The sequence below is a fragment of the Nostoc sp. FACHB-190 genome, from assembly GCF_014696905.1.
GTDB lineage: Bacteria > Cyanobacteriota > Cyanobacteriia > Cyanobacteriales > Nostocaceae > Nostoc_B.
In genome coordinates this window covers 153,875-168,263 of sequence record NZ_JACJQW010000014.1, presented here as the reverse complement: position 1 = coordinate 168,263, position 14,389 = coordinate 153,875, and the positions used below count along the sequence as shown (strand labels likewise).

The 14,389-nt window shown below is 41.1% G+C and carries 14 protein-coding genes and 1 pseudogene; 9 read left to right on the top strand and 6 right to left on the bottom strand.

Features of this window, described 5'->3' with window-relative positions:
• Positions 1-296 (top strand): annotated as a pseudogene (locus H6G28_RS17125) (zinc ribbon domain-containing protein); the annotation flags it as partial.
• A 35-nt stretch (positions 297-331) separates the two neighbouring features.
• Here the strand turns inward: H6G28_RS17125 and H6G28_RS17120 are convergent.
• Both H6G28_RS17120 and glyA read right to left on the bottom strand, forming a co-directional pair.
• Entirely contained in the window at positions 332-1,378 is a 1,047-nt protein-coding gene (locus tag H6G28_RS17120) for a glycosyltransferase family 4 protein (protein WP_190591463.1), read from the bottom strand.
• 169 nt (positions 1,379-1,547) lie between these two features.
• A complete protein-coding gene (gene glyA / locus H6G28_RS17115; RefSeq protein WP_190591464.1) occupies positions 1,548-2,831 on the bottom strand; it encodes a serine hydroxymethyltransferase in 1,284 nt (427 codons plus the stop codon).
• A 665-nt stretch (positions 2,832-3,496) separates the two neighbouring features.
• Here glyA and H6G28_RS17110 point away from each other — a divergent pair.
• The gene (locus tag H6G28_RS17110; protein ID WP_190591465.1) at positions 3,497-3,694 is read left to right on the top strand and encodes a hypothetical protein; all 198 of its coding nucleotides are present in this window, start codon (positions 3,497-3,499) and stop codon (positions 3,692-3,694) included.
• 80 nt (positions 3,695-3,774) lie between these two features.
• Entirely contained in the window at positions 3,775-4,251 is a 477-nt protein-coding gene (locus H6G28_RS17105) for a Tic20 family protein (RefSeq protein WP_062298079.1), read from the top strand.
• 57 nt (positions 4,252-4,308) lie between these two features.
• Here the strand turns inward: H6G28_RS17105 and H6G28_RS17100 are convergent, their stop codons facing one another.
• Positions 4,309-5,082, bottom strand: coding sequence for a fumarylacetoacetate hydrolase family protein (locus H6G28_RS17100; RefSeq protein WP_190591467.1), 774 nt, complete (start codon positions 5,080-5,082; stop codon positions 4,309-4,311).
• 75 nt (positions 5,083-5,157) lie between these two features.
• Entirely contained in the window at positions 5,158-5,565 is a 408-nt protein-coding gene (locus H6G28_RS17095) for a hypothetical protein (RefSeq protein WP_190672540.1), read from the bottom strand.
• A gap of 3 nt (positions 5,566-5,568) precedes the next feature.
• On the opposite strand from H6G28_RS17095, the gene rpsF reads away from it, so the two are divergent.
• Positions 5,569-5,895: a 30S ribosomal protein S6 gene (gene rpsF / locus H6G28_RS17090; protein ID WP_190591469.1), complete on the top strand. Its 327-nt coding sequence runs from the start codon at positions 5,569-5,571 to the stop codon at positions 5,893-5,895.
• A 355-nt stretch (positions 5,896-6,250) separates the two neighbouring features.
• Positions 6,251-6,811 (top strand): Npun_F5560 family protein, encoded by a 561-nt coding sequence (locus H6G28_RS17085; protein ID WP_190591470.1) that lies wholly within the window; start codon positions 6,251-6,253, stop codon positions 6,809-6,811.
• Between the two features lie 266 nt (positions 6,812-7,077).
• Here the strand turns inward: H6G28_RS17085 and H6G28_RS17080 are convergent, their stop codons facing one another.
• Complete coding sequence (locus tag H6G28_RS17080) at positions 7,078-7,431, bottom strand: STAS domain-containing protein (protein ID WP_190672537.1); 354 nt, start codon at positions 7,429-7,431, stop codon at positions 7,078-7,080.
• A 539-nt stretch (positions 7,432-7,970) separates the two neighbouring features.
• Between H6G28_RS17080 and H6G28_RS17075 the strand changes: the two genes are divergently transcribed.
• Both H6G28_RS17075 and H6G28_RS17070 read left to right on the top strand, forming a co-directional pair.
• Entirely contained in the window at positions 7,971-8,600 is a 630-nt protein-coding gene (locus H6G28_RS17075; protein WP_190591472.1) for a DedA family protein, read from the top strand.
• A 191-nt stretch (positions 8,601-8,791) separates the two neighbouring features.
• A complete protein-coding gene (locus tag H6G28_RS17070; RefSeq protein ID WP_190672535.1) occupies positions 8,792-10,645 on the top strand; it encodes an aspartate kinase in 1,854 nt (617 codons plus the stop codon).
• Between the two features lie 45 nt (positions 10,646-10,690).
• Here the strand turns inward: H6G28_RS17070 and H6G28_RS17065 are convergent, their stop codons facing one another.
• Complete coding sequence (locus H6G28_RS17065) at positions 10,691-11,551, bottom strand: hypothetical protein (protein WP_190591474.1); 861 nt, start codon at positions 11,549-11,551, stop codon at positions 10,691-10,693.
• A gap of 325 nt (positions 11,552-11,876) precedes the next feature.
• Between H6G28_RS17065 and H6G28_RS17060 the strand changes: the two genes are divergently transcribed.
• The gene (locus tag H6G28_RS17060) at positions 11,877-13,370 is read left to right on the top strand and encodes a tetratricopeptide repeat protein (RefSeq protein ID WP_190672532.1); all 1,494 of its coding nucleotides are present in this window, start codon (positions 11,877-11,879) and stop codon (positions 13,368-13,370) included.
• A 33-nt stretch (positions 13,371-13,403) separates the two neighbouring features.
• The gene (locus H6G28_RS17055) at positions 13,404-14,231 is read left to right on the top strand and encodes a HEAT repeat domain-containing protein (protein ID WP_190672529.1); all 828 of its coding nucleotides are present in this window, start codon (positions 13,404-13,406) and stop codon (positions 14,229-14,231) included.
• The last annotated feature ends 158 nt before the right edge of the window (positions 14,232-14,389 follow it).

The window sequence follows — 14,389 nt, the reverse complement described above, 5'->3', positions numbered from 1 at the left end:
CTAAATGTGGTCATCAAGAAAAGAAAACTTTAGACCAGCGAGTGCATATTTGCAGTAATTGTGGATACACTCAACAGCGTGATATCGCATCATCTGAAGTCCTTTTGCTTTGGTACTCAAATCGACTACTGGGGTTTGGAACGAACCTCGCAGATGCAGATGATTCTAGCTCTACTTCATGTACCCGTAAGACTGCGGGAAGCATGAAGAACTTGGGTCAAATGAAGCGTCAAAAATCTCAGGCTACGCTAGGGGATGTAGAAACCCCTGGCTCAAACGAAGTTAGCCAGGGGTAGTTCATAATACTGTATTTCTTTTACCTTGCTAGTTTTTACTTTTGCTGAGAGCGTTTCCAAACTCGCCAACTGGTGTAAGTTAGCAATGAAGTAGCACCAAAAGCATAAGCAATACCACTAGGGATACCAGCTACGGCTAAGGCTAAACTGCCAACCCAGAGCGTGAGTGTATAAATAAATAACACAGTCCAGCGATGAGATAAACCAGCTTGTAGTAATCGGTGGTGTAAGTGACATCTATCTGCTACCCAAGGCAATTGACCACGGCGAAGGCGTGTCAAAATCACTGCTGACATATCTAAAATTGGTACTGCCAAAATTAAATAAGGCAAAATTACGGCGGTAAAGGCTGGAACTTTCACCAAACCAATTACGCCTACAGCCGCTAAGGTGAATCCCATAAAATAAGACCCGCCATCTCCCATAAAGATTTGGGCCGGGTTGAAATTATAGCGGAGAAAACCTAATGCTGCGCCAGCTAAAGCAGCTGCAATTAAGGCTGCGGCTGGTTGGTGCATAAATAAAGACACCAAAAGCATAACTATGGCTGCAATTCCCGACACACCAGCCGCTAAACCATCTAAACCGTCAATCCAGTTAATAGCGTTCACCATCCCCACCAGCCAAATCACAGTGATTGGTAAACTTAGCCAGTTTAGGTCAACTATGCCGATAGTGGGGACTGTGATAAAGTCTATACTTACACCTGCTTTCCACGCGCCAGCAGCAACGATTACTTGTAAAATCAATCTTCCCAAGGGAGACAGATTGAGTAAATCGTCTGCTAAACCAATGAGAAAAAAGCCCAAACCCCCCAAGGTAACACCCCAAATTTGCCATTCTTTGTCAGGCGGTAAATTGGCAAATCCACCTAGCCACCAAACAATGAGTAGAGAAATGAGAGTACCTGCGAAGATAGAAACTCCACCCAGACGTACCATCGGGCGTTCATGAACTTTTCGACCACCGGGTTTATCTACAGTTCCACTTTTTATACCAATGTTTTTTATATCAGGCGTAGTCCAGAGAACGACTACGGCTGCGACCAGGAAGGCAATCAGATGATAAATCTGAGCAGGCATCTGTATTTTAAATTAAGTAGTGGTTAAGACAAAACTCTACCGAGGGAGGGTTCTACTTAATATCTACTACATTTTCGGTTTTTATCAGCAGAAGATTTTTTAGTCAAAAGCTAAAAGGCAAAAGGAAAAACCAATGATTCTTTTGCCTTTTGACTTTTGACTTTTGACTTTATGCTAGTGCGGGTACGGGAATTTGCAGGTGGGGATATAGGGGGAAGCGATCGCACAATGCCCCTACTCGACGTTTACAATCAGCTGCGACTGCTTCTGATTCGGGGTTGAGCAGGCGATCGGCAATAATATCACCAATCTCGGTAAACTCTGCTACACCCAATCCTCTGGTAGTCATGGCGGGAGAACCTAGTCTCAAACCACTGGTAACAAATGGTGATTGGGGATCAAAGGGTACGGTATTTTTATTTGCAGTAATATTTACACCGCTTACCAGTTGATCGGCTTGTTTACCTGTCAAACCAATGGAGCGTAAATCTACAAGCATCAAATGGTTATCTGTACCATCAGATACCAACTTTAAACCACGGTTTTGCAGTTGTGTGGCTAAAGCTCGTGCATTTTCAATTACCTGTGCAGAATAGGTTTTAAACTCTGGCTTTAAAACTTCACCAAAAGCCACTGCTTTACCTGCAATGACGTGTTCTAAAGGCCCGCCTTGGGTTCCAGGGAAAACTGATTTATCCAGCTTTTTACCCAATTCGGCATCTTTAGTTAAGATTAACCCGCCTCTGGGGCCGCGCAAGGTTTTGTGAGTAGTCGTTGTGACCACATCACAGTAAGGAATGGGATCGGGATGTAAGCCAGAAGCCACTAAACCAGCGATGTGAGCAATATCCGCTAGTAAATAAGCACCAACTTCATCAGCAATACTACGGAATTTTTCAAAGTCAATAATCCGAGGATAGGCCGAATAACCACAAATCAACAGCTTTGGACGCTCCCTTAACGCCAGCTCTCGAATTTGGTCGTAGTCGAGTTGTTCTGTTTCTTTACTAACACCGTAGTGACTGACTTGGAACCACTTACCCGAAACGTTAACAGGCGAACCGTGAGTCAGGTGTCCACCATGAGACAAATCCATCCCCATGATTTTGTCGCCTGGTTCGAGTAAAGTCAGGAAAACTGCAAAGTTGGCTTGTGCGCCGGAATGGGGTTGGACGTTAGCATGAGCCGCACCAAACATTTGTTTAGCTCGGTCAATGGCAATTTGTTCGACTTTATCAACAAATTCACAGCCGCCATAATAACGTTTACCGGGCAGTCCTTCAGCATATTTATTAGTTAAGACTGAACCTTGAGCCGCCAGTACAGCCGCAGAGGTAAAGTTTTCACTCGCAATCAACTCTAAGTGGTCGCGTTGACGCTGGAGTTCTTCATTGATTAATCCGGCGATCGCGGGGTCAGAAGATGCAAGAAAATCTGAATTAGTCCTAGTCACTTTAACTATCCTTAGTGGAAATTTGGACAATGGTATTTTTTGGAACTGAGTTTCAAAGTAATAACTCGCAGTCAAAGGTTTACATTGCCAGATTTATTGACTGCCGACTATTCACTATTGGTAGTAACTAAAATTGATTACTTAGCTCCCAGCCCGATTAAGTCCCATTGATGTGTTAATTATTATAAAGCTCTTTCTGGAACATGAACTTAACAGTTATCTAGAGAATACAACAAACATTACTTAACATTGGGTTAAAAATTTATGTATTGAGTTATGACTTCATAACTCAATCTCCGAAAAACTCAACATAAAATAAAGTTAAGGTTCACTGAGGAATCTTTGGCGATTAACCTCATTTTTCTCAAAAACAACTTTAGAGGAGCAGCACAGCCCAACTAAGCAGCTAAACCAAAGCGTCAGAATTCAGGAGTCAGAAGGGTTAAAGAATCAGGAACAATATTTGATAAATTTATTTCCTGACTTACTACTGGACTTTATTATTCTGACTTCTGACTCCTGAGTGCTGAATTTTTACACCAAAGCAATTTGGCTTTGATGTAGAACTTGGGTAAATTCTGTCACCAGCAGTTTTTGAGCTACCAACAAAAATTTTTTTAGCTGAACCAAGATCAATAATTTGGAAATTTACAGGAGGTTGTTGGATGTTAGTCATTTTAATGGATGATCAAATCCTTGCTCCTGAGCAGGTGTGTCAGTCTTGTGTACTGGCGAATAGGAGTGGTCAACCCCGGTGGAATGGTGGACAACTGCATTGTGGTCAAGCTATTCGCAAACTCACCGAACAACAACCAGAGCAGTATGAGTGTATCATGGGCTTTCGGATTGCCGAGATTCGCTGATTCTCGCTTCTGGGAGACTAGACAACTGCGTTATCCTAGGCTCAAGTAACTCTGAAAATTCTGCCACAGGAGAACGCAAAATGGCCTGGCGTGGTTCGACAAACTTTTCCGATCGCATTTTTGCTTGTTTACCTTATTTACTACCTTTGATTGAGGTACTAAGTTTTGGTTTTGTTTTGTTACAACAGTTCCCGGCGCTGACAGTTGTGTTTGGGCCTGTACTAATTTTATGGTCATTATATAGGCGTGTCAGATTTGCTGGATTAATTATTTTCTTTGCTTTATGGCTGTTAGTAGTCAGAAACGAAAATATTTCCCACTTCATTCGTTTCAACACCATGCAAGCAATTCTGTTAGACATTATTATCTTTTTGTGTGGCATCCTGACTGATATTGTAGGGCTAATTCCTAATGGTGGCTTTGCCCTGCAAACTCTCTACAGCACTATTTTCCTTGGCATCGTAGCAGCAGTAGGATATTCAGTCATCCAGTCGCTTTTGGGACGTTACGCAGAAATTCCCGCAATTTCCGATGCTGTTTATATGCAGGTACGGTAACTGGATGTATGAATTAGAGGCTAGAGGCTAGGGGCTAGTTTTGTGACTCAGCACAGCTTAACGGGCTACGATGGTGTTTTCTAGACGACCAATGCCTTCGATTTCTACTCGGATGCGATCGCCTATGTGCAAAGGGCCAATACCCAATGGTGTACCCGTTAGTACCACATCCCCTGGTATCAGGGTCATCACTTTACTGATGTAAGATACCAAAACATCAGGAGGAAAAACCATCTGATCAATCCCCGCAGATTGTACGGGATTTGGTTCATCGTTGATGAAAGTCTGCAATCTTGCACCTGGATTTAATTCTCGGACAATCCAAGGGCCTAGGGGACAAAAGGTATCAAACCCCTTGGCTCTCGTCCATTGACCATCTTTTTGTTGTAAATCTCGCGCTGTCACATCATTAGCGATTGTATAACCCCAAATTTTGGTTTGAGCTTCTTCTGGGGTGCAGTCACAAGCGCGATCGCCAATTATCAAGGCTAATTCACCTTCATAATCAACTCTGTGAGACTGAAGGGGATATTTGATATTGGCTTCAGTCGCAATAATCGATGTTGGCGGTTTGAGAAAAATCAATGGCTCACTCGGTACAGATGTTCCCATCTCTGCTGCGTGGTCTGCATAATTTTTACCAACCGCTATAATTTTTGAGGGAGCGCAAGGAGACAGAATTTGGTAACTATCGGGTGCTAACACTAAATCTGTTGGTTGTCCCTGTAACCAAGGCGGCGCATCCAACACCTGTACATTCAGAGATAGTTGGAGCAAACCATAGTAAATTTTGCCTTCTGGATTTTGAACTCGCACATAACGCTGTGCCATAACCTTGATAATATCCTTATTGTCTGCAATTAAGAGTTTTAAGCACAAAGAATCTTCAGCAATGAAAGTCAGGAGTTAATAGCCCCCTTTGGGAAGCATACCTGTTGGTTCAGCCAATAGATCAATTAATTTGCGGTTGTTTACCGGAAGAGGCGGGGCAAAAAGAGGCGGGAGCAGGGGGGAGCAAGATTCGGTGATGGGGAGCAGAAGAGAGAATTTTACCCAGATCCCCTGCGTAGAGCAGGCAAATAGGCACAACATCCCGTCCCCCTCTGCCCTCTTTCTTCTCATTGACTCCTTCTCATCCATAAAATAACTTTTGGCTAAAGTACGAATTTCGGCAGATTTTGCTGATGATTCATATAAAAAACTGGTAAAATTATAGTTCCTTGTTGCTTCAGATGTTGAAGTGTACGAATATTCTCTAGGAATATTTGTATCATTTAACGCAAGCAGCCAACTTGTCCAAAAGGGGATTTTCAACTCATGTCCACAGTTTACGAAACAATGTATATCCTGCGTCCTGATCTCAATGACGAACAGGTAGATCAAGCGATCGCTAAATACCAAACCTTGATTCAAGAGCAAGGTGCCGAAAATATTGAAATTCAAAATCGGGGTAAGCGTCGTCTGGCTTACGAAATCAAAAAGCAACGGGATGGAATCTACATCCAACTAAACTACACCGGGCCAGGAACCATTGTTGCTCCTTTAGAACGTGCTATGCGTTTGAGTGAAGAAGTAATTCGCTACTTGACCATTAAGCAAGAAGTTGCAGCACCAGCAGCAGAAAAAGTTGCCGTAACTGCATAGTACAAAAAGGCAAACGTAAAAAGCGCAAAGTAGGCGGTGTCGGTTTCCGTCCCGCCTAACTTTGTAAGAAGGCAAACGTAAAAAGAAAGAGTGTTTTTCTTCTCAGTTTTGCACTTGTTTCAATTGCTTGCTTGATTTACGCCATACTGTACTAAGGACATAATTAAGTACCCAGTACTGAGTTTTTATACTACAAAACTCAGTACTGGATACAGTAAAACAAAAATTTTTTTTACCTTTGACTTTTTTGTGCTTCGGTTGGGAATGCTAAATTAACAAGTACTTGCCAAAGGCAGTACGATCGCCGTTATACCTAAGATGATCCAAGATTCGTCAACGGGAGCTGTAAGCCACTGTGAGCCAAACTGACATACCCAACATCCAAGCTCTCTCTCAAGAAGTCTCGCAATTGCGCCAAGAGCTGCAACTGCGAGACCAATTAGTGCAGCAGTTATCTCAAGAACTCTTTCGGCTGGTGAAGGGCAATGCTAATTTCATGCCCCAACGTTCTGAATCAGAGCGCGATTTAAGTCAGTTGCAAGCGTTACGAGAACAATTACAAGCTGTTGAGCAGCAGGTAACTTTTTATCAAGAGCAAATCGCCACTCGTGATGGCGAAATTTATCAACTGCGCCAGTCTGTCCAAGAGTTAACAGACCGCAGCCGGATGTTGGAGCAGGTAGTACAAGAATTACCTCAAATTTATCGCCGGAAGTTTGAGGAACGAATGACTCCCATCAGAGAAAAAGTTGCCGTTCTGCAAAGAGAAAACCGCAAGCTGCAAGCAGAACTGCAAAGTGTCAGCTATCGTTTGGCGCTAAAAACTCGTAACTCCAGCCACAGTGGTATTGACTTACCGAACTTTCCTCGCCCTGCTACAGGACAAGGAAATGTTTCGGCGGTACAAAATGCTTAAAAAAATAAAGCCTGCAATCACAGGCTCTCAAAGTCTTCACTGTTCGTAAGTTGAGACTTTTATTTTATTGACTTTGTGCGGGTGCAAAATTTTAGCCCTACAGCAATCTAGCGATCGCTATCAACATTACAGCATTTTTCATTTCAATGAGGTACATCAATCCAGCCTCTAGCCTCTATCCCCGATCAACTTGTACTGCACTCAATCGAAAAACGCTGTAATTTTTCTTGTTAGACACCAACCATTTTTATTGCTATAATAATAAGTTAGCTTGCTAATGACAAAGGCTGTTTATTAATCACATTGGTGATGTCTTCGTAAGTGTTAAAAATTTCAAAAACCGAATCCAACTGGGTCAGTTCTAAAATTAACCTTACAGGCGCTTTGGCATTACAAATCACTAATCGACAACCGCATTGTCGGGCTGTTGTCAGTGCTTTAACTAACGGCACTAAACCAGAACTATCCATGAAATCTACTTCTGCGAGGTCAATGACCCAAAGTTGATCAGGCTGGGGTATTACTTCTGCCATACTTTGGCTAAGAGCCATACCACCCTGCAAGTCTATGCTCCCTTGGGGTTTAAATAAAACCACTTGCAATTCTTGTGCGATAGTCATGTATTTATCTGGGTAGTTGAACTACTGGACAAAATGAAAATTGACATCAATACTGCACGGTTCCAAGAATGAAAAACTGCTAACTCGCAAGTGCTGTGAACTTGATTGAATTAGCTTACGTATTCATGCCGTAATAATTTGTACTAACTCTTCTAAATATAGGCACAAACGCCTAGTAAATTCAGTATCAATAATAGCTTTTACAAAATTTTCATAATTTAGCGAGATTTTTGTAAATTTTTCATAAAAAATTTATTGATTTGTTAGAGATACTATGCAACTGTGCTAGTACCGCTTAAAAGCATAATAGTCAATACCAAATAAGTTATAATTATCATCAAGCCTAAGCTATCAGTAAGGCAATATACTGCGGTTTCTATGCCAGTGAAGTAAATTTATCTAACCTCTAACCTCCAGCCTCTAACCTCTGCTCCCTTAAAACTAATAAGAGTTGTTAAAACAGTACTTTGATTGACACTCCAGCCACAAACACGCCAAGATAGAGTAAAGGTAAAAAATTGTAAAGGCGGCGGTGCGGGATGTCTCTTGAATTTATTTCACTAGAAAACATCCAGGAATTTGCTCACCAGTATGGTTACTGGGCAATTTTTTTGGGAATTTTACTAGAAAACTTGGGCATTCCTCTTCCTGGTGAAACCGTCACCCTTGTCGGTGGGTTTCTAGCTGGTAGTGATGAACTAAGTTACTGGTTAGTTGTGGGTGATGCTGTTGCAGGTGCTATGATTGGCGGTGCTTGCGGCTATTGGATTGGTAGACTGGGAGGCTGGCCTTTCCTGTTGCAAATCGGGAAAATATTTAGAATTTCTGAAGAAAAATTACTCAATATTAAAGAGCAATTTAGTCAAAATGCTATTAAAGCTGTATTTTTTGGTAGGTTTTTCGCTTTGTTGCGAATTTTTGCGGCTCCTTTAGCTGGAATTGCAGAAATACCGTTCCCAAAATTCTTCTTATATAACCTAGCAGGCGCAACCACTTGGGCGGCTGTGATGGTGACATTAGCTTTTTTTGCAGGCAGAGTAATTTCTTTAGAACAATTAGTTGCTTGGGTAAGCCAATTTGCGATCGCAGCCTTACTGATTTTAGTTGCTGTGATTGTCATTCCCTTGTGGTTGGAATCCCGACAAGTTAAGCGTGCAGCAGGCGAATAAATATAAGTAAACAGTAAAAAGGCAAAAGTCAAAAGAAAATTTCTTTGGCTTTTGCCTTTTTTTATTTTTATGAAAATTTCAAACTACCCAATATTTTCTGTAAACTAAATAACTACTGCTAATGCCTTCAAAGCTTCCTAACCCGGTAGGAGCCTTGATGAAAGTAGGCAAACTTCATTTAAGACAAAGATATGGCGCTTATAGTTCAGAAATTCGGTGGTACATCTGTCGGTTCAGTCGAACGCATCCAAGCTGTTGCACAGCGTGTCTCTAAAACAGTTAAAGCCGGAAACTCTTTGGTTGTCGTAGTTTCCGCAATGGGGAAAACTACAGATGGACTTGTCAAACTAGCCAACGAAATTTCTCAAAATCCTAATCGCCGGGAAATGGATATGTTGCTATCTACTGGGGAACAGGTGACGATTGCTTTACTCAGTATGGCATTGCAAGAAATTGGACAACCAGCAATTTCCATGACTGGCGCACAAGTAGGAATTGTAACAGAAGCTGAACACACCCGCGCCCGAATTTTACGCATCGAAACAGACCGCCTGTTGCGGCATATTAGAGAAGGTAAAGTAGTTGTGGTAGCTGGCTTTCAAGGCATATCCAGCACTGGAGAGTTAGAAATTACTACCTTGGGACGTGGTGGTTCGGATACTTCAGCCGTGGCATTAGCAGCAGCAATCCAAGCAGATTTTTGTGAAATTTATACAGACGTACCAGGGATTTTAACTACAGACCCCCGCTTAGTTCCCGAAGCCCAGTTGATGGATGCGATTACCTGTAATGAAATGCTCGAACTGGCAAGCTTGGGGGCAAAAGTATTACATCCGCGCTCAGTGGAAATTGCCAGGAACTATGGTGTACCTTTGGTAGTGCGGTCTAGTTGGACAGATGACCCCGGTACTTGGGTAACATCTTCCAAACCCCAAGAGCGATCGCTAATCAATCTGGAAATTGCCCGTCCTGTGGATGCGGTAGAATTTGATACCAATCAAGCCAAGGTGGCTTTGTTACGAGTCCCCGATAAGCCAGGGGTAGCAGCTAAGTTATTTGGAGAAATTGCTCGGCAAAATGTCGATGTAGACTTAATTATTCAATCCATTCACGAAGGTAATAGTAACGATATTGCCTTTACAGTCACTACACCAATATTAAAACGGGCAGAAGCAGTAGCAGCAGCGATCGCACCCGCCCTGAGAAATCCATCCAACCCCAAATCAGACGAAGCGGAAGTGATGGTAGAACAAGACATTGCTAAAGTCAGTATTGCAGGTGCAGGGATGATTGGCCGTCCTGGGGTGGCGGCGAAAATGTTCGCTACCCTTGCTGAAGCCGGGGTGAACATTCAAATGATTTCTACCAGTGAAGTCAAAGTTAGCTGTGTAGTTGATGCCGTAGACTGCGATCGCGCCGTGGCTGCACTCAGTAACGCCTTTGAAATTGTAGCTAAGGGAGAGACAGAGGAAACAACAATTAGGGAACAAGAAGTATTTCCTTGCCCTCCACTCCCTGCGCCCTGCCCCGTTTCTTCTTCCCCTGTGCGCGGTGTTGCCTTAGACTTGAACCAAGCACGTCTGGCGATTCGCCAAGTTCCTGATAAAGCAGGAATGGCAGCGAAATTGTTTGGCATATTGGCACAGCACAATATCAGCGTGGATATGATTATTCAATCGCAACGCTGTCGCATCATTGATGGTGTTCCCAAACGGGATATTGCTTTTACAGTTCCACGGATGGACGGGGAAACTGCCCAAAAACTGCTAACTCAAGTTGCAGCAGAATTAGGTTGGGGTGAAGTTGTATTAGATAGTGCGATCGCTAAAGTTAGCATTGTCGGCGCAGGGATGGTAGCACAGCCAGGTGTAGCAGCCAAAATGTTTGAAGCGTTGGCGCAACACCAAATCAATATTCAAATGATTGCTACCTCAGAAATTAAAATTAGTTGTGTTGTCGCCCAAGAACAAGGCGTGAAAGCTTTACAAGCGATTCATGCAGCCTTTGGGCTTGCTGGTAGCGAGAAATTCGTAGTGCCAGTATAAACTCAGCCAAACTCAAGGTTTGACGTAATTTTATCTGGGGATTTATTATTCCCTAGATAACTCTTCCAAGCTGGCGACGATTTCGGCAAGGCGATATTCACCACACCAAACTCTATCGAGTTTTTTGAGTTGTTCTAAGCTATTAACGTTTTCGGTTTCGCTGGTTTCCGGTTCTGTCATTGCGGCTAATAAATCTTGGAAGATAATTACTTCATCAAACTGTGGATCGGTTTCGGGATCGTTTAATATAGCTGTGGCTCGCTGCTGTGGTAAGCTTTGCAGAGTATTCAAAATAAACTTTGTGGGAAAGTCAACATCTTGCAGGGCTGGATGGCGCTTGACTAAACCAGCCAGTAAGACCCCTAAATAAGCAGCAGCTTGCTTGTTATTTAGTTGCTTGACTTTATCCGCCGCAATTTTAGTTAAATTTTGATAAAAAGGACAGCCCAATTGCTTTTCAATTGCCACAATCGGATCTGCCACTGCCGAGACTTGCAATTGTGCCGCAAACAGTTTTCGCTGTTCGTGCGGGAGGTGATCGAGTAAGATTTGCTTGGCGCGATCGCTCACAATCATCTCACCATCTAGCCCAAAACTAAAGTCCTTTCCCGGTTCTAAACCTGCGGTAACAAGTATATGAAAGACATTATTTTGAGCAGCTTGCTGCATCTGTTGATATCTAAATTGCCCTAGAAAATTAGTAAAAAACCAACTATGGCTGTCAGCATCACACTCACGCAATACTTCATCGACGATCTGGGTTAATTTTTCTTCGCCGATTATATTTTGCGATCGCATCGTTAAGCCTTGGATAGCCGCAGGATCACGCCGACGTAGCGCCTTCAGAAACTGACGCTTGGTCGCAGTTACTTGATTTTGGTTACGTTTGAATAAGTTGATGTTCAAGCTATTTGGCGTTTATAGCAATTCGATTACAACTCTTTTACCGTACTGAGCAATAGCCTGTCATGAGTGATCCCACGGCAATTACGACATTTTTTAATTATTGAGTAGTTACTCAGTAATCCTCAGATTGACAATTAAAGCTATTGAGAATGGTGGAATATCAAAGTTTTAGCTATACTGCTTTATGCCAGTTCTGAAAATTAATGAGATGAATTAAGAGTATTCTGCATCTTTGTAGATTTTTTGTAACTATTTGATCCCCATAAAAATTATACTGGTAATAATATCAGTATATAATTACTTAAATTCGTATAAAAGCTTATATATGGATGAGCAAATTCTGGGTACACGTTACCGTATCCTGCAATTATTGTACATAGAGGAGTCGGTAAATATCTATCTAGTTGAAGATATTCAAATTCCTAATCAGTTATTTATTCTTCAGCAACTACGCCCAGAAACTCATCATCTGCAAAATTTAGCTTGGTTGCGAAAGTCTTTTTTCCAGGAAGCTAAGATATTAAAACAACTAGCCCAGGAAAATGACAGAATCCAGAAAATCATTGATTATTTTGAATCCAATGAAGAATTTTATCTAGTTCAAGAATTAATTGATGGACATCAATTAGCTGAAGAAATCTTAGTAGGGTTTCCTCTGAGAGAAGACCAAGTTATTAACTTGTTATTAGAAATATTAGACATTTTACTGTTTATACATCGTCATAGTATCATTCACCAAGATATTCAGCCAGAAAATATTATTCGCCGACACTCAGATAATAAATTAGTTTTAGTTGATTTTGGCTCTCTCAAGGAAATGGTGACGACTACAGTTAGTAATTTAGAATATATACCTTTAGAGCAGTTACAAGGACAACCACACTATAACAGTGATATTTATGCTTTGGGCATGATTGCGATCGCAGCAATTATGGGCTTATCTTACGAAGAAGTATCAAGATTACAAAGTCAAAAAAACTTACTAACAGGTGAAATTATCTGGCGTGATCGAACAATAAAAGTTAGCCGAGAATTTACACGCATTATTAATCAAATGGTCAGGTTTGACTACCAGAAACGTTACCAGTCTGTAACCGATGTGATCAATGACCTGCAAGAATTAAAAAATCAACAATATCAACCACAAACATTACAGATTCAAAAGTTTAAATTTGTTATTTTCGGAATTGCTAGTTTGTTGGCTGCTATGTTTATCGGCTGGTTTAGCCACTGGTTAACACCAGTTAATAGTGAACAGTTGCTTTATCAAGAAGGTGTCAGTGAATATGAGCAAGGGAACTATCAAGAATCTGTAGATAATTTAACTCAAACCCTGGAAATCAATCCCCAGAATTCTTTGGCTTATAACCATCGGGGTGATGCGTTTTCTCGCTTAGGAGATTATGAAAAAGCCCAAGCAGATTCGAGTCAAGCAATCGCCCTGAATCCTCAAGATGCTAATGCTTATTATGACCGAGGATTTGCTTTATTCGGGTTGGGTAAATACAAAGACGCGATCGCAGACTACACAAAAGCGATTAAACTTAACTCTCAAAACTCCTACGCTTACTATGGACGGGGTTTAGCGCGGGTGAAAGTGAAAGAATATCAAAGCGCAATACTGGATTTTAATAGAGCGATCGCACTTAATTCTAACGATGGTTTAGCCTATTATCATCGGGGTTTGGTCAACGTCCAATTAGGTAAGAAAAAAGCAGCACTGAGAGATTTTGAAAAAGCTGAAAAATTATTTCAAGAACAAGGCGACCAATCAGGTTATAACAGGATAGTCCAAGAAATCAAAGCATTGCAGAAGTAGTTATTTTTGCTTGACAGAATATTTTCATTAAAAATGCTAGAGACTAAAATTATTAACTATCTCTCCCATTTAGGAGACTCAGACTATATGGCTGAGGTTGCGACATCTCCTGATGCAATTGAGACTTTAATTAAAATGCTGCAAAATCATGATCCAGATGTGGTTGGTTATGCGGGGCTATTTATTACAGATTTTGTCTTGAGTTGTTCTCGTAATGAGACTTGCAAAATATCTTGGGAAACACAATTAGAACCTGTAATTATTCCTGAGTTAGAACGTCTTGTATTTGCAGAAAATCACTTTATTCGTAGACAAGTAATTTATACCCTAGGAAAGATATGTAGTTATGAGAGTGTCCCTGTTTTACTGCAAGCATTTTATGAATATAGGGAAAGTGATCCGATTTTATTACCACGACTCCTAGGTGAATTATTCTGGCTTGGTGTAGAAAATCGTTCGGATATACTTGCAAGTATGGTGAACAGCCAATATTACACAACACGCTGGGCTGTTATAAATTTACTAGGAGAATTTATGTACAATTCAGCAAGTGAACAGGATGCAACTTTTTCTATGAAATACAATTTTTCTGATAAATTGCGGAATGACTCACATCCACTTGTACAAGCAGAGGCTGAATATGAATATCAATTATTAGTATTACAAAATCGGAAAATGCAAGAAAATATGTCTAAATCAGATTATAAAAAACAGAGAAAAGATTTGAAAAAGTTAGAACCATATTTTTGCTTTTCTGATGTTGTTAATTTATTCTCTTATTATATGTCTACTAACAATCTTTTCACGTATACTATACAAGAGTTAGAAACATTTATCGATAACAAAATTCAACAATTATAACTCAGACAATAATACTATTTTCCCTAAAGTTCGTTAAAATTACCTTAAATCGTCTAGAACATTAAGTAGGTGGACACAATTATTTAGAAGACGCATTTCGACTTCTCCCCAAGGGAGACGCTACGCGAACGCTCAATGCTCGATCCTTGAGAAGACGA